Source organism: Duganella sp. AC237 (genome assembly GCF_979254035.1).
Genome location: NZ_CEEDEW010000003.1, coordinates 1,736,615 through 1,752,887, shown reverse-complemented (window position 1 = coordinate 1,752,887; position 16,273 = coordinate 1,736,615). Strand labels below are relative to the sequence as shown.

14 protein-coding genes are annotated in these 16,273 nt (G+C 64.6%); 8 read left to right on the top strand and 6 right to left on the bottom strand.

What is annotated here, in order from left to right:
- Positions 1–201 precede the first annotated feature (201 nt).
- From AC0IYS_RS08115 to AC0IYS_RS08085, 7 genes are all read left to right on the top strand, one after another.
- The gene (locus AC0IYS_RS08115) at positions 202–1,095 is read left to right on the top strand and encodes a glucosamine kinase nucleotide-binding domain-containing protein (protein WP_471704682.1); all 894 of its coding nucleotides are present in this window, start codon (positions 202–204) and stop codon (positions 1,093–1,095) included.
- Positions 1,096–1,167: 72 nt separating this feature from the next.
- Positions 1,168–1,845, top strand: a complete 678-nt coding sequence (locus tag AC0IYS_RS08110; protein ID WP_471708823.1) for a GntR family transcriptional regulator — start codon at positions 1,168–1,170, stop codon at positions 1,843–1,845.
- Positions 1,842–2,939, top strand: a complete 1,098-nt coding sequence (gene nagA / locus AC0IYS_RS08105) for an N-acetylglucosamine-6-phosphate deacetylase (RefSeq protein WP_471704681.1) — start codon at positions 1,842–1,844, stop codon at positions 2,937–2,939. The genes AC0IYS_RS08110 and nagA overlap by 4 nt, the downstream gene beginning before the upstream one ends.
- Positions 2,940–2,944: 5 nt before the next feature.
- The gene (locus AC0IYS_RS08100) at positions 2,945–3,958 is read left to right on the top strand and encodes an SIS domain-containing protein (RefSeq protein ID WP_471708822.1); all 1,014 of its coding nucleotides are present in this window, start codon (positions 2,945–2,947) and stop codon (positions 3,956–3,958) included.
- An 18-nt stretch (positions 3,959–3,976) separates the two neighbouring features.
- The gene (gene nagZ, locus AC0IYS_RS08095; RefSeq protein WP_471704680.1) at positions 3,977–5,482 is read left to right on the top strand and encodes a beta-N-acetylhexosaminidase; all 1,506 of its coding nucleotides are present in this window, start codon (positions 3,977–3,979) and stop codon (positions 5,480–5,482) included.
- 18 nt (positions 5,483–5,500) lie between these two features.
- Positions 5,501–6,823, top strand: coding sequence for an MFS transporter (locus AC0IYS_RS08090; RefSeq protein WP_471704679.1), 1,323 nt, complete (start codon positions 5,501–5,503; stop codon positions 6,821–6,823).
- A 203-nt stretch (positions 6,824–7,026) separates the two neighbouring features.
- Positions 7,027–8,328 carry a tetratricopeptide repeat protein gene (locus AC0IYS_RS08085; RefSeq protein WP_471704678.1) on the top strand — a complete coding sequence of 434 codons (1,302 nt, stop codon included), beginning with the start codon at positions 7,027–7,029 and terminating at the stop codon, positions 8,326–8,328.
- Between the two features lie 139 nt (positions 8,329–8,467).
- On the opposite strand, the gene AC0IYS_RS08080 is transcribed toward AC0IYS_RS08085, so the two are convergent.
- The 4 genes from AC0IYS_RS08080 to AC0IYS_RS08065 form a co-directional block, all read right to left on the bottom strand.
- On the bottom strand, positions 8,468–9,757 hold the full coding sequence (locus AC0IYS_RS08080) for a glycoside hydrolase family 18 protein (RefSeq protein ID WP_471704677.1): 1,290 nt from the start codon (positions 9,755–9,757) through the stop codon (positions 8,468–8,470).
- A gap of 16 nt (positions 9,758–9,773) precedes the next feature.
- Positions 9,774–10,799: a cupin-like domain-containing protein gene (locus tag AC0IYS_RS08075; RefSeq protein ID WP_471708821.1), complete on the bottom strand. Its 1,026-nt coding sequence runs from the start codon at positions 10,797–10,799 to the stop codon at positions 9,774–9,776.
- Positions 10,800–10,877: 78 nt separating this feature from the next.
- Entirely contained in the window at positions 10,878–13,772 is a 2,895-nt protein-coding gene (locus AC0IYS_RS08070) for a TonB-dependent receptor (protein WP_471704676.1), read from the bottom strand.
- Complete coding sequence (locus tag AC0IYS_RS08065; RefSeq protein WP_471704675.1) at positions 13,773–13,949, bottom strand: hypothetical protein; 177 nt, start codon at positions 13,947–13,949, stop codon at positions 13,773–13,775.
- A gap of 203 nt (positions 13,950–14,152) precedes the next feature.
- On the opposite strand from AC0IYS_RS08065, the gene AC0IYS_RS08060 reads away from it, so the two are divergent.
- Positions 14,153–14,893: a GntR family transcriptional regulator gene (locus AC0IYS_RS08060; RefSeq protein WP_471704674.1), complete on the top strand. Its 741-nt coding sequence runs from the start codon at positions 14,153–14,155 to the stop codon at positions 14,891–14,893.
- 5 nt (positions 14,894–14,898) lie between these two features.
- Here AC0IYS_RS08060 and AC0IYS_RS08055 read toward each other — a convergent pair whose 3' ends face one another.
- Complete coding sequence (locus tag AC0IYS_RS08055; RefSeq protein ID WP_471704673.1) at positions 14,899–15,822, bottom strand: NAD(P)/FAD-dependent oxidoreductase; 924 nt, start codon at positions 15,820–15,822, stop codon at positions 14,899–14,901.
- Positions 15,797–16,261, bottom strand: a complete 465-nt coding sequence (locus tag AC0IYS_RS08050; protein ID WP_471704672.1) for an Rrf2 family transcriptional regulator — start codon at positions 16,259–16,261, stop codon at positions 15,797–15,799. The genes AC0IYS_RS08055 and AC0IYS_RS08050 overlap by 26 nt, the downstream gene beginning before the upstream one ends.
- Between the last annotated feature and the right edge of the window lie 12 nt (positions 16,262–16,273).

The following is a 16,273-nucleotide window of genomic DNA, read 5'->3' as shown; positions in this document are numbered from 1 at the left end:
AGCTTGCCAGCTTACCCCGGCTCGTCAATTCCCATTAAAAACAAATAGTTACCGATAAATACCAACTCGACAACCCCAGTCCACTTCAATATTTTATAATACCAGTTAAATACCTGTTGACAAGCTGGTTGGGCAACCATATAGTGCCCTCAACCACCCCGGCCCGGCCGGATTTCCCAGCGACAGCGTTTTCGGATACCCATGATCGAATTTTTAATCGGCGTCGACGGCGGCGGCAGCGGCACCAGGGTTCGCCTGGCGCGCACCGACGGCGTCGAACTGGCCAACGGCACCAGCGGCCCCTCGGCCCTGTCGCACGGCATCGCCGGCGCCTGGGCCGCCGTCGAGGACGCCTCAGCGCAAGCGTTCGCCGCCGCCGGCCTGGATTTCCCGGCCAGATCGTCCATCGCGATCGGCCTCGGCATGGCCGGCGTGCATAACCGCCAGTGGGCCGCCGAATTCGTCGCCGCCAATCCCGGCTATGCGCGCCTGGCGCTGGAGTCGGACGGCCACACCACCGTGCTGGGCGCCCACGCTGGCCAGCCGGGCGCCATCATCGCGCTGGGCACCGGCAGCGTCGGCGAGGTCAAACCGGTCCGCGGCCCGCATGTCGAAGTGAGCGGCTGGGGCTTCCCGGCCGGCGACGAGGCCAGCGGCGCCTGGATGGGACTGCGCGCGGCCAACCACCTGCAGCAAGTGCTCGACGGCCGCAAGCCGGACGACGCCTTCGCCGCCGATGTCGCGCAGGCCTGCGGCGCGGCCGAAGGCGCGGACCTCGCGCAGACGCGCCTGTCGGTCCAGCAATGGCTGGCCAAGGCCACGCAGACCCAATACGCGCAGTTGGCGCGCGCGGTGCTGCGCCATGGCGAATCGAATCCCACTGCGCGCGCCATCCTGCTCGAAGCGGGACGCGAAGTGGAACGCATGGCCGACGCGCTCGATCCGGGCGGCACGCTGCCGATCGCGCTGTGCGGCGGTCTCGGTGCGCCGCTGCGCCCCTACCTGCCGGCGGCGGTCCTGGCGCGCAGCGTGACGCCGCAAGGCGATTCGGCGGCCGGTGCGCTGCGGCTGATCCAACAACGATTGAAGGAGTAGCCCGTGCTGGCCCAGTCGAGCGAACAGCTGAAAGACTTCGAACCGGACGCCGGCAGCGACACGCCGTTGTACATGCAGCTGGCGAACAAGCTGTCGGACGGTATCGTCAACGGCGAGTGGCGCGCCAACGAGGCGCTGCCCTCCGAGCGCGTGCTGTCGGAGATGCTGAATATCTCGCGCGTCACCGCCCGCAAGGCGATCGACATGCTGTGCGAGCGCGGCATGCTGACCCGCAAACGCGGCTCGGGCACCTACATCACGCCGAAACTGGAACAGCCCTTGTCGCGCCTGACCAGCTTTTCCGAGGAACTGCGCGAGCGCGGTTTCAATGCCGGCTCGCGCTGGCTACAACGCGACATCGGCGTGGCCTCGCCGGTGGAGGTGCTGTCGCTCGGCCTCTCGCCCAACATGCCGGTGGCGCGACTGAAGCGATTGCGCACCGCCGACGACGTGGTGATGGCGATCGAAACGACCACCATCCCGGCCCAGTACATGCCCAATCCGCACAGCGTGACCGATTCGCTGTACGGCTACCTGGAATCGAAGGGCACGATCCCGATGCGCGCGCTGCAGCATATCCGCGCCGTCAACGCCAGCGCGGAACAGGCGCGCCTGGCCAACATACCTGCGGGTGCCGCGATGCTGCACATCACCCGCGTCAGTTATCTCGACAACGGCGCAGCGGTGGAACTGACCCACTCGTATTGCCGAAGTGATTATTATGAATTCGTAGCGGAGTCGCGCAGATGAGCAGTGCAATCAAAGGTAATATCCTCACGTCGGCGGGCTGGATCCGTGGCGAAGTCACATTCGACCAGCGCGTGCTCGCCATCACCGGCGGCGGCATCGATCCGGCCCTCAACGCCGACGACTACATCATCCCCGGCTTCATCGACCTGCACGTGCACGGAGGCGGCGGCAGGGACGTGATGGAAGGCGGCGACGCGGTCCGCACCATCGCCGCCATCCACGCGCGGCACGGCACCACCAGCATGCTGGCGACCACCATGACGGCGCCGCCGGAGGATATCGACCTCGCCCTGGCCGGCATCGGCAAGGCAGCCGGCCAGCGCGGCAAAGGCGAAGCGCGGGTGCTAGGCGCCCACCTCGAAGGCCCGTACATCAACTCCGGCAAGCTCGGTGCGCAGCCCAACTACGCGCGCTCGGCCAAGCTGGCCGACGTCGAACGCCTCGAAACGCTGGCGCCCTTAAAACTGATCACCGTGGCGCCGGAAATCGACGGCCACCTGGAACTGGTCAAGGAATTGTCGGACGCCGGCATGCGGGTGCAGATCGGCCACACGCTGGGCTCCTACGAGGACGGCAAGGCGGCGCTGGAAAACGGCGCCCACGGCTTCACCCACCTGTTCAACGCCATGACCGGCCTGCACCATCGCGAGCCCGGGATGGTCGGCGCGGCGCTGGCACACGCGCAGTACGCCGAACTGATACCCGACCTGCTGCACGTGCACCCGGGCGCCATCAAGACCGCGCTGCGCTGCATTCCGCGCCTGTACTGCGTCACCGATTCCACCTCCGCCACCGGCATGCCGGACGGCGAATATATGCTGGGCCGCCAGGTCGTCCACAAGTGCATGGGCGGCGTGCGCCTGCCTGATGGCACCCTTGCCGGCAGCACCCTCACCATGGACCAGGCGCTGCGCAACCTGGTCGGACTCGGCCTCGATCTGGCGGATGCCTCGGCACGGGTCTCGACGTATGCGGCCGACTATCTCGGCCTGCAAGAGCGGGGCCGCGTGGCCCCCGGCGCCTACGCCGACCTCGTGGTGCTCGACCGTGACCTGAACCTCAAAGCCGTTTATATCGAAGGAGAACTGTTGTGACCTCAATGATGTTGAAAGAAGCCTTGTCCGCCGCTGATTGCGTGGCCCTGCAACTGGCCCACGATGGCGACCGTTACGCGGAGCTGGGCGAAAAATTGAGGAGCACCTCGTTCACGACCGCGCTGACCATCGCGCGCGGTTCGTCGGACCACGCCTGCGCCTACGCCGCTTACCTGATCATGGCGCGCCTGGGCCGCGTGGTGGCGTCGCTGCCGATGTCGCTGGTGACGTTGAACAAATCGCCGCTGATCACCCGCGACACCCTGGCGATCTCGATCTCGCAATCGGGCCAGAGCCCGGACGTGGTCGAGCCGATCAAATACTTCCGCGACGGCGGCGCCACCACCATCGCGCTGGTCAACGACATCGATTCGCCGCTGGCGCACGCCGCCGAATGGGCGATGCCGCTGCGCGCCGGCAAAGAGCAAAGCGTGGCCGCGACCAAGAGCTTCATCACCAGCCTGGTGGCCGGCGCGCGCCTGGTGGCCGCGTGGCAGAACGATCCGGAGCTGCAAGCCGGCCTGGAAGCGCTGCCCGATTCGCTGTGCCCCGCTACCACCGAGGACTGGTCCGCAGCGCTGGAAGTGCTGGCCCCGGCCCGCAACATCATGGTGGTCGGCCGCGGCATCAGCTTCCCGGTGGCGCTGGAAGCGTCGCTGAAGTTCAAGGAAACCTCGGCGCTGCAGGCGGAAGCCTTCAGCGGCGCGGAAATCAAGCACGGCCCGATGGCGCTGATCGAGGACGGCTACCCGCTGGTGATCTTCGCCACGCGCGGCCCGACCCAGGCAAGCCTGCTGCAACTGGCCAGCGAGATGCGCGGGCGTGGCGCGCGCGTGCTGCTGGCCGCGCCGGCCGACGTGGCCGAGCGCGACCTGACCTTGCCGGTGGCGGCGACGCCGGACCTCGATCCGATCGTGGCGATCCAGGCCTTCTACGTGATGGCGGCAAAACTGTCGGCCGCGCGCGGCATGGACCCGGACGCACCGCGCCATCTGAGCAAAGTCACCAAAACAAATTAAGCACGCCGGAGCACCCCAATGACCGACCAAACAAACAAGACTCACGACGAGTTGCGGAAAATCGCGGGCCAACTGATCATGATCCGCTTCCCCGGCACGGTGCTGGACGCGGCCACCGCCGACTTCCTGAAGGCGAACAGCATCCGCGCCGTCTGCCTTTTCCGGGGCAACATGACCGACTCGGAACAATTGGGCAAGCTAACCGCCGACCTGCGCGCGGTCATGGGCCCGGAATCGCTGATCGCCATCGACCAGGAAGGCGGCGCCGTGGTCCGCTCGACCTGGGTGCCGGCGCCGCCGGCGGCGATGGGCCTGGGCGCGGCCGACGACACCGACCTGGCCCACCGCACCGGCGCCGCCGTGGCGCGCGCCGTCAAGGCGCTCGGCTTCAATTGGAACTTCGCGCCGGTGCTGGACCTGAACAACAATCCGCACAACCCGGTCATCGCCGAGCGCTCCTTCGGCGCCGAGCCGCAACGCGCCGCCGAACTGGCGATGGCCTGGATGGCCGGCAGCCACGCGGAAGGCGTGGCCTGCTGCGTCAAGCACTTCCCCGGCCACGGCGACACCAACGTCGATTCGCACCGCGACCTGCCGACCGTGGACAAGCCGGTGGAGGAACTGGACCGCCTGGAACTGGCGCCGTTCCGCATCGCCTCGGCCTCGGCCCCGGCGATGATGACCGCGCACATCGTCTATCCGACCCTGGACCCGGACAATCCGGCCACGATGTCGCGCCGCATCCTCACCGGCCTGCTGCGCGACGAATGGCAGTACAAGGGCATCGTCATCACCGACGGCATGGACATGCACGCGATCGCCGGGCGCTATGGCGTGGGCAACGCGGCGGTGCGCGCGCTCACCGCCGGCGCCGACATGGTGATGGCGCTCGGCACCCCGGAAACCCAGGACGAGACGCTCAATTCCATCGCGGCGGCGCTGGCCTCGGGCAAGCTGACCGCGCAAGACGTTCAGCAACGCCTCGACCGCCTGTCGGCGCTGGCGCTGGCCTATCCATGCAAACCGCGCTCGTACAAGGAAGACGCGGCCGACCGCGACGTGATGGCCGAAGGCTGGTGCCGCGCGCTGACGGCCTACGGCCAGCCGGATCGTCCGGCCAACGGCGCAAAGGTGCGCCTGGTGGTTCGCCAGGACGTGGTCAGCGACGGCGTCTCGGAAGCCGGCGTGCCGGCGGAAACGGTGGCCGCGTCGTTACGCCGCCTGTACGACGTCGAACTGGTGACCTTCGCCGACGCCGAAGCCTTCGACTGGAGCGCCCTGCCCAACGACGGCCGCTTCACGATGCTGGCGTCGACCTCGCGCCTGCGCTACGGCGAGCATGCGCGCGCCACCTGGCGCCCGGACCTGCACCTGGCGCTGTGGAATCCGTACCAGGCGCTCGACATCCAGGCGCCGGCGCTGATGACCTACGGCTTCGCCAAGCCGGCGCTGGACGCGGTCAACCTGTGGCTGGCCGACCAGCTGCCCGCGACCGGTCGCGCGCCGGTGCCGGGCTTCGAGTAAAAATCATCCGGGGACGACGTGGACAACAACAAAGAAGACACCCGCAAGCAAACCATCCGCAACCCGAAGTTCTGGGTGCCCAGCCTCTATCTGGCGCAAGGCCTGCCGTTCTTCGCGGTGGCCATCGTCGCCAACCAGATGTTAAAGAGCATGGGCATGCCCAATAGCGAAATCAATCGCTGGACCGCGTTGATCGGCTTCGCGTGGGTCTTCAAACCGTTGTGGAGTCCCTTCCTGGAGCTGGCCAGCAGCAAAAAACTGATCGTGGTCACCTTCCAGATTTTCGGCGGCGTATGCCTCGGCGGCGTCGCGCTGGCGCTGCACGCGCCCTTCTGGTTCGCCGCGTGCATGTCGATGCTTGCGCTGGTGGCCATTTCGGCGGCAACGCACGATATCGCCTGCGACGGTTTGTATATCACCAGCCTCGATGAAAAAGGCCAGGCGCAATACGCCGGCTGGACCGGCACCTTCTTCAACGCCGGCAAATTCCTCACCACCGGCGGGCTGCTGGTGCTGGCCGGGCACTTCGAGCAAACCATCGGCGTGGTGCCCGCGTGGACCATCTGCTTCCTCATCCTGGCCGCGGTCATGGTCGGCCTAGGGCTTTACAACAGCTGGGCGCTGCCGCAGTCGAAAAACGCGGTGAGCACCGGCACCAACGCCGCCGCCGTCGCCCGCACGCTGTGGGAAGTGATCGTCGAATTCTTCAAGAAGCCCGGCATCTGGGTCTCGATCCTGTTCATCATCCTGTTCCGCGCCGGCGAGGCGCAGGTGCAATCGATCGGTCCCTTGTTTCTGCGCGAGGCGCGCCACCTCGGCGGCCTTGGCCTCAGCACGGCCGAAGTGGGCGCCGTCTACGGCACCGTGGGCACGGTGGCCTTCCTGGTCGGCAGCATCGCCGGCGGCTACTTCACCTCTTGGCTAAGCCTCAAGCGCGCCATCCTGTGGCTGATCCTCGCGGTCAACCTGCCCAACGCCGCCTTCTACCTGCTGTCCTACTTCCAGCCGACCGACCTGGCGGTGATCGGCGCGGCGCTCAGCGTCGAGATGTTCGGCTACGGCTTCGGTTTCGTCGGCCTCATTCTCTACATGATGCAGGTGGTCGCGCCGGGCAAATACCAGACCGCGCACTACGCCTTCGCGACCGGCATCATGCAGCTCGGGTTTGTCTTGTTTAAACTATTCAGCGGCGACATCCAGATCGCGCTCGGCTACCAGCACTTCTTCATCTGGGTGATGCTGTGCGCGATCCCTGTCGCCGTCCTGTCGCAGATCATTCCGATGGCCGCGCGCGCGCAGCCGGAGCCGGAGCCGGTGGTTGCGCGACCAGCGCACGGTTGACGCACCCTTGAATTAAGCGCATCAACCATGATTTATGTAACAATACGTTGGTTTGACCGGCAGGCTCTTTTACTTCCCATAAAGGGATCGTAGAATGTGCGGTTTGCCGGATCGCGCGCAGCGCGGCCCTGAACATAACTCCAATAGCGACGGCATGGCGTTTCTGCGCCGGCCATCTTATGTCTTTGATTGAAGGATTAAACATGTCCCATATTCGTCTCGCTCGTATTAGTCTGATCCTGGCCGCCATCGGCCTGAACGCGGTACCGGCCATGCTGGGCGTGACCGCAGCCCACGCGCAGGACAAGGAAAAAGCCGCCGCCGAAGCGCCGAAGGATACGGTTCGTCCGGAGATCTTCAAGTTGATCGACCCGGCGCAAACCAAGCCGCTGCTCGATGCCAAGAACTACCAGGAATACCAGACCCGCATCGACACCGCCGCCGCCGCGCCCAACCTGACTCCATACGAGACGTTTGTGCTGAACCAGATGCGCGTACAACTGGGCCAGGCCTCCGGCAACAATGAACTGACCCTGAAGGCGCTGGAGGCGATGATCGATTCGGGCCGCCTGAAGCAGGAAGACAAACTGCGCTTCATCGACGCCGTCGCCGGCATCTACTACAGCTCCATCAAGGACTACGACAAGGCGATCACCTGGTTCAACCGCTACGGCACCGAATCGGGCGACAACGCCAAGCAGCGCCAGTACATCGTGCGTTCGTACTTCCTGAAGAACGACTTCGCCACCGCCAAGACCGAAGTGCTGAAGGATATCGAAGCGGCGAAAAAAGCCGGCACCCCGCCGACCAAGGACGAACTCAATTTGCTGGGTAACGTCGGCATCAAGCTGAAAGACACCGAACTGTATCTGACGGCGATCGAAGAGCTGGTGCGCTACTACCCTTCGGAAGACTACTGGTTCGACCTGCTGAACCGCACGCGCGGCAAGAAGACCTACGCCCCGCGCCTGGACCTGGACATGGCGCGTCTGAAAGGCGTCGCCGCGCCATCGAAGATGGAACCTGAAGACTACCTGGAACAGGCCGAACTGGCCGTGCTGGGCGGCTTCTTCACCGAAGGTAAAATCGCGATGGACAAGGCTTATCCTGGCGCCATCCCGGCCGGCAAAGACAAAGCCGCGATCCAGAAGATCCGCGACAGCGCCAACAAGGGCGCCGCCGACGATGCGAAGAACATCGATTCGGGCGTCGCCGCCGCGCAGAAGTCGAAGGACGGCGTCGGCCTGGTCAACCTGGGCTACAACTACATCACCCTGGGCCAGTTCGACAAGGGTATCGACCTGATGAAGCAAGGTATCGCCAAAGGCGTGTCGAAGAATCCTGAAGATGCGAAGCTCCGTCTGGGCTACGCGCTGGCGATGGCCGGCAAGAAGGACGAATCGATCAAGGTACTGGAAACCGTCACCGGCAACGACGGCCGTGGCGACCTGGCGCGCTACTGGATCATGTATCAGAACAAACCTGCGGCAGCCGCAGCCAAGTAATCCACACAAACACGTAGGGCGGATTAGGCGGAACGCCGTAATCCGCCATTGCATGCTCCGCTTGTGACGCACGCAATGGCGGATTACGCTTCGCTAATCCGCCCTACGTGTTTCAGAATAAATCACACGGTCCAGGCCATTATCGCATCGCGGACCACAACGTCTCGATGAGCTGGTGCTCACCATCGGCGCTCAACTCCCAGAACATCGCTCCGCGCAGCTTCTTCGACTTGATGAAACGCGCCTTCCCCTTCAGCGATTCCTGGTCCTCGTAGGTGATCCAGATCTTCTCCCTGGCGTTATGCAGGTAAGGCACTTTGGCAGAGGCGTTCCAATACCGCTTATAGCCGTTGCCACCTTCGAATGAAGGCGTCAGTATCCCCTGCTTCAGCAGATGGCTGAAGCCATACGCGTTGCCGCCACCGGCGCCGCCGGTCGCGCCGCCTTCGCATAGCTGATACTGCCCATCGCCCGCAGGACCCGGCGCGCAACCCTTCCACCCATACCCGTAAAATGGCACTCCCATCACCAGCTTGTCCGCCGGGATGCCGGCGTCCAGATAGCGCTGCACCGACGCCTCCGCGTACAACCCCTTGTCGACCACCGGATCTTTCGGATCGCCGCCCAGCGCAGCCAGGTGCCCGGTGGTTTTCTCCCACGGCGCGTGGTAGTCGTAGGTCATGATGTTGATCCAGTCGAGGCTTTGCGCCAGCTCCTTCATCCATCCGCTGCCCGCCGCGCCGTCGTTGACGAAGTTGGCGTTGGCGCCCGACGCGATAGTGATGCTGTAATGCTTGCCGTCCTTCCTGCCCGCCGCGTCGAAGGCGGTGCGCAGCTCGCGCACCAGCTTGACGTAGTTCGGCTTGTCCTGCGGCCGCGCGCACACCCTGCCCGCCACGCACGGCACGCCAACCTCGGTCGGGTACTCCCAGTCGATGTCGATGCCGTCCAGAGCGAAGCGGCGCATCAGCTTCACCGACGAGGCGACAAAGTTGGCGCGGGCGGCGGGCGAATCGGCGACGTCGGAAAACCGGTTCGACCAGTTCCAGCCGCCGACCGACACCACCACCTTGAACTTGGGATGCTGCTTCTTCAGTGCCACCAATGCGCGCAGGTTGGCGCCGTCCGAGACGGCGTCGCCGAACACCAGCGCGCCGTTGGCAGACACCGGATCGCCGGCCGCGTCCTGGCAAGATGCCTCGTCATTGATGGACGGTTCGGGGTTGCCATGTTTTCCGTCCCAGCATACGTCGATGAACGCGTACAGCGCCATCGTCAATTTGTCGGCGCCGACGTTGACGGCGGTGACAGGATACGTCGCCGATTTCCAGCCGGGGTAGTAGCCGATCACTTCATCGGCCATTGCGGACGATGACGAAAAAGCTGCGATGACAGCTGCGGCGAACACTGCGCCGGCGTGTAGTTTCATGGTGTCTCCAGTAGGATTATTTTTGTAGCTGCGCGATCAAGACGTCCTTGAAGCGGCGCACCTCTTCGGGCGACATCGCGCCCAGTGCCCCGCGCCGCTGTTCGGGAATATGTTCCAGCCGCTGCGGATCGGGATTGAAAACAAAATGCTCGAAGACTGCCCGCCAGGCCTGCAGCACTTGCGGCTCCAGATCCTTCATGTTCAGCAGGCAGTGCATCAACGCGTTCGATGGCGACATGCTGCGGTCGTTGGCGGTGTGCGAGCCGCCCCACCAGTAGTTGACCAGGATGTTCAGTTGGCCGATCGATTCGACCTGATGCCACCAGATCGCTGGAATGTAGATCGCATCGCCCGGCTCCAGCTCGGCCACCTGGGCCGCCGCCAGCGCATCGCGAAAGCGCGGGTACTTGTCGAAATCCGGTTGCGCGCGCGAGGCCATGCTGATCGGCGCACCGGCCGGCGTGTAATCGAGCGGGCCGACATACAGGTTGGCGACCTGCTCGGGCGGGAACAAGGTGAAACGCCGCCGGCCGCTGACGCAGGCCGCGATGTTCTGCGCCTCGTCGAAGTGGGCCGGCACCGTGATTTGATTGCCCAGCCAGATGCGCGGCTGCACTTCCGCCCCCAGCAACGGCAGCCGGTTATCCGCTAAAAAGCCCGGCAGGCATTCGGCGATGACCGCGCTCTGCGCCGCCAGCGCCGGAGCGCGTGCGCCGGCCGGCAGATAGCGCATCAACTGATCGATGATGCTCGATATCGGCAGGCGGTTGCGCACGAAGCTGAAAGCGCTGACGTCGTCGCTGTACGTCACCAGCCCTTGCGCGGCGGGCGGCGTCATGATGGCGTTGACATCGACGCCGCTATCGAAGGATTTGAGGTAACCGCCCACCGCCTGCGGCGACGCAAGCGCCTTGGCGACGACGGGCCAGTCGCGCACCACGCCGCGCATCACGGCGGGGCGGTGCAGCGGCAGTATCTGCTCATGGAAGACGCGGGCGTCGACATCGCGCCACTCGGGTATCGGTTGCGGAATTGGGTGCATCGGCAAAGTATAGCGTTGAAATCCCCTGATGCAGCACCGCGCCCGCCCCTTTAACGGGGTGGACGCGGTGCGACCGGCTTAGTACTTCACGCGCATCGTCAGGAAGAACTGGCGACCGTTTTTGTAGACCGAACGTGGCTGGTCTTCGTTGAGCGCATAGTACTTCAGCTTCGGATCGTTCAGGTTACGCATGTCCAGCGAGAAGCCGATCTTCTCGCTGAATTTGTAACCCAGCGACGCGTTCAGGTAACCCATGCCGACCTGGTTGAACTCCGTGCCGCGATCCAGGCCCACGTACGAATCCGAACGGTAGCTGTACGTCAGGCGGGCGTTGAAACGCTCGTCCTCGTAGAACGCGCTGGCGTTGTACGTGCGCTTCGACGAACCGAGCACCTTGGCGCCGCTGCTGTCGCTGGCGTTGGTGAAGGTGGCGTTACCGTCGATACCGAAGTAGCCGAACAGCGGCTGCTGATACGACAGCTCGATGCCCTTGACCTTGCCCGTGCTGTTGATCGGCGACGAGATCAGGTACTGGGCGTCGAAGCCGTTAGGATCGGTGATCTTGGTCGCCTCGGTGTAGGTGCGGTAGGTGCCCACACGGGTGCCCTGGCCGATGTAATTGGTCAGGTCCATGTAGTAAACACTGGCCGACACCAGCGAGCGCGGCGCGAAGTAGTACTCCAGCGAGGCGTCGAAGTTGTTCGACGTGATCGGCTTCAGATCCGGATTACCGCCCGAACCGGAACCGACGCCGCCCTTGGCCGCCGGTGGCGTCAGGGTGAAGGTGCCGACCAGCGACGAGAAGTCCGGACGCGTCATGGTGCGCGACAGCGCGAAGCGGGCCACCAGATCCTTGCTCAGTTCCAGACGCAGGTTGGCGCTCGGCAGGTAGTCGTTGTAGGTGTGTTCGACGGTGGTCGGCTTGAAGATGCCGAACGCCGACGTGTAGACCACGCCCGGCTGGCCGGCCGGCGTATCGCCCGGCATGCCGACATTGCTGACGGCGCGTTCCTTGGTCTGCACATAGCGCACGCCGACGTTGCCGCTCCAGCCTTCGCCTTCGAAGTTACCCTGCACGTAGGCGGCGCGGTTCTTTTCCTTCAGGTTGAACTCATTGCCGAAGTCTTCACGCGTGCCGTCGGTGGCGCGGTTGGCGAACAGCTTGGAGAACGCCGCCAGCTGCTCGGCGGTGTAGCGGAAGATCCCGCGCGGGAAATTGCCACCCAGGCCGCTGGCGTAATTCGATGGATACGACGCGCCCGCGGCAGGCCAGTTGGCCGGGTTGTACGGCGAGTTGGCGCCGTTGATGCAGCTGTACTGGGTCGGCAGCGGCGCGGCCCAGAAGAAGCCAGGGCCGCCGGCGGCGTCGGTGCGGGTCGAGCAGGTCGGGCCCTGGCCGACGACGTTGTCCGAATAGCGATCGTGGTCGGCGCCGCGCACGCCGAACTTCAGCAGCTTGAGCGGACCGGCTTCGAGCTGGAAGTCGCTGTCCAGCTGCAGCCATTTTTCCTTGTCGGTGACGGTGACGTTCTGGTCGCCGAACATCCAGCTGAAGCCACTGGTGGCGTCGGTGCCGGGGGTGGCGGCCGGATTGTTATTGAAGGAGAAGTCGGCCGCCGTGCCGGTGCCGTTCAACTTGTACGAGGCGCCGGTGCCGGTGGCGCCGTTCCAGGCGATGACGTCCTGGACCGGGGTCTTGCCCTCGCCCTTCGAGCTGCCGGCCTTGCCGTAGAAGGTCAGGCTCTCGGAGGCTCGCCATTTGCCGTCCAGCGCGACAAACTTGGCGGTCGCTTCCGCGCCGGGACGCGAGATCTGGTCGTACTCGTTGTAGTTGGTGCCTGCCACCGGCGCGAAGTTCGCGCTGACCAGGGTCTTGACGCCGTTCTGGGTCTTGACCACATAGCCCGGCAGCGGCGCCTGGCCGTTGCCCTGGTTGATGATGGCGCCGCCGTTGAGCAGGTAGTTGTCGTTGGTGTTCGAGGCCTTCAAGGTCGAGCTGAAACCGGTCAGGTCGAAGTTCAGGTCGCGGCTCGGCTTGAATTGCAGGTCGATCAAACCGCCCTGGCGCTTACGCTCCTGCTGGAACAGCGAGGCGCCCAGGAAGCCGGGATAGTAGGCGTTGGCCAGGTCCGGATGGGCGAGCGCCATCGGGCTGCCGGGCAGAATCTTGTCGTAGGACAGCGCTTCCTGGCCATCGCGGCGCAGGTGGCGTTCTTCCGAGAACACTTGCAGCAAGGCGCCGAAGGTTTTCTGCTCGTTCTTCCAGTTCAGCAAAGCGCTGAATTGCGGATCGGTCTTTTTCGGCAGATCGGCGTACACCGCGCCCAGCGACACTTCGCCGGTGAAGTTCTCTTTGAATTCGAGCGGCTTGCGGCTGATGATGTTGACCGAGCCGGCCACGCCGCCCTCGACCAGGTTCGCTTCCGAGCTCTTGTGCACGACCACCGAACCGACCAGCTCCGACGGCACCAGCGTGTAGCTGACGCTGCGGCCGACCTGGGTGGTCTGGTTCAGGATGAACCAGTCGCCGGAGGCCACGTTGTGGCCGTTGAACAGGGTTTGGGTCAGGTTGGGATTGGTGCCGCGCATCGACACACGGTCGTTCTCGTCGAAGCCGCCTTCGCTGGCGCCGGCGTTGCTGACGTTGACGCCGGGCACGCGCTGCAGGGAGTCGGCGACGTTTTTATCGGGCATCTTGCCGATGTCTTCGGCCGTGATCACCTCAAGGTGCGACTCCGCATTTTTCTTTTGGTTCAGCGACTGTTGCAGGGCCGCACGAATGCCCTGCACCTGGACGGTTTGCATTTCCTCGCCGTCCTTCTTGCCGGCGTCGGCCTGAGCCTGCGCCTGGGCCTGCGCTTGGGCCGACCACGACATGCCCAGCACCATCAGGCCCACCGCTGCGGCGATCGGCGTCAACTGCTCGACCGCGCTGCGTGGCATGTTCGTCTTACCTGGCAGATTCTCTTTCATTTACTCCCCCTTGATTGCGGCCTGTTTTTTTGGAAAGGCCCGTGCTGTTTTAACGTCGATCGTTTCGCCGGTCATCGCCGCCGCGATGTCATGCAGATCCCTTTTTACAACCTTATACAAAACCAATTCAACGCCAATATACCGCAGTACCAATACCAGAATACTACCAATTGCCATATTTTTTTCATATGTTGTGCGAAGTACACATACCAATTCCCTCTTCGTTGCAGGGGAGCATCTATAGGGCCGTGCGGTCCACAGTAAAACCAGTGTGATACCAGCGCGCTGGTTCTTTTTGGTATTATCAAAACAGGTAAGACAACTACCGGGTAGAGACCAATTCACGGCGGCCCGGCCCGGGATGAGGGGAGACGAAACGGATGACACCGCTTGCAGAGATCATGCACACGCTGGGACAAGGCAGCAGCCAGCCGCTCTACCAGCGCCTTCAACGGGCGCTGCGCACAGCCATCGACCAGCGGGTGTTCGGGCCCGACGAAGCGCTGCCGGCCGAGCGGCACCTGGCGGCCGATCTGTCGATCTCTCGCATCACGGTCAGGAAAGCGATCGACGGCCTGGTCGACGAGGGACTGCTGGTGCGGCGGCCCGGTTCGGGCAACTTCATCAACACGCGGATCGAGAAGAATTTCGCCAAGCTGACATCGTTTTCGGAGGACATGCGGGCGCGCGGACGGACGCCGCGCAGCGTGTGGCTCAAGCGGTCCGAGGGGACGGTGACGCCGGAGGAGGCGCTCAGGCTGCGGCTCAGCCCCGGGGCTGCCGTGTACCGGTTTCACCGTATCCGGTATGCGGACGACATCCCGATGTGCATCGAGTACGCCACCGTCGTCGCGACCTGTTTGCCGTCGCTGGAGTCGGTGCAGGTGTCGATGTACGAGGCGCTGGAGCACGCGCACAACCGGCCGGTGCGCGCGCTGCAGCGATTGAGCGCGCTGCTGCTCGACGAGGAGCAGGCGGCGCTGCTCCAGGCCCGGGCGGGAGATGCGGGGTTGGCCGTGGAACGCTTGGGTTTTCTGCGCGACGGCCGCGCGGTGGAGTTTTGCCGCTCGTATTTTCGCGGCGATCTATACGATTTTGTGGCGGAGCTTAACGCGGCTTAGGCGATCTACGCCGCTGCGGCGGTCGCACCGAAGATCAGCGACTGGTGCGCCGACACGCCGGCGAGCGTTCCGTCGGCCGCCGCCAACGCCACATTGCCCGCCATGCGCGCCGCGTCGCCGCACGCGTACACGCCGGCCACGCTGGTCGCCTTCATCGCGTCGGTGCGCACGTACATACCCATCGGACCCTGCTCCAGTTCACAGCCCAACTGCTCGGCCATCGGACTGCCGCTATGCATGCGGCTGACGACGAACAGACCCGCCATCTCCAACGCCCGCCCATCCTGCAATTCAACCGTCGCCTGCCCGGTGATCGCCTTGACCGGCGTGCGCTCGATTGCCACGCCGCGCTGCTCCAACGACGCCAACTGCTCCGCGTCCGGTTCGAAAGCGCCATTGAGTATCAACGTCACCTGCCCCCAATCGGGCAGCATCATCGCATGATGCATCGACAGCGGCCCGGTGGCCAGCACGCCGATGCGTCCCTCCATCAGCTCATAGCCATGGCAGTAGGGGCAGTGGAACACGGTGCCGCCCCAGCGCTCCGCCAAACCCGGCACCGGCGGCAGTTCGTCGACCACGCCGGTGGCCAGCACCAGACGCTGCGCGTTGTAGGCGGCGCCGTCCTGCAAGGTCACGCGGAAGCCCTGCTCCACCTTCTCCGCCCGCTGCGCCGAGCCTTCGATCCAGCGCACGGTCGGATACTTCATCACCTGCTCGCGGCCGTCGTTGGCGATGGCCGCCGCCTCGCGGCCATCGTGGCCGAGGAAGCCGTGCGAATGCCGCGCATACCGGTTGCGGCGCTGGCCGGCGTCGATCACGAGGACGCGGCGGCGGGCGCGCGCCAGCTGCATCGCGGCGGACAGGCCGGCATAGCTGCCGCCGATGACGATGACGTCGAATTCAGTGCTCGGATGTGGGATGTGCATGGGAGGCTCCTTTGTGCTTGGCGTATTCGTCGTTGAAGCGGGCCGACAAATCGGCCAGCGTGACGTCCTTGAAACGCTCGATCAGCAAAGCCTCGGCCTCGTCGAAGGCGCTGGAAAGCGCGTCGTTGACGGCGCGCTCCACCAGGCACTCGGGCTGCTCGCTGCGGTTCCCCATCGCGAACACAGTGGGCGAACCGACCGCCTCGTAGATGTCGCGCAGGGTCACCTGGCGCAGGTTGCAGGTAATGGTCCAGCCGCCGCCGTGGCCCTTGTCCGAACCGACATAGCCACGCTCGCGCAGGCCCGCCAGCACACGGCGCACCAGCACCGGATTGGTGCCCAGGAAGCCGGCCAGCTCGTCCGAGGTGAACGGCCGGTCGGCGTGCGCCATGTGCAGCAGCAAGTGCAGGATGGAGGATAGTTTGCTGTCTCGTCTCATGTAACTAATGAT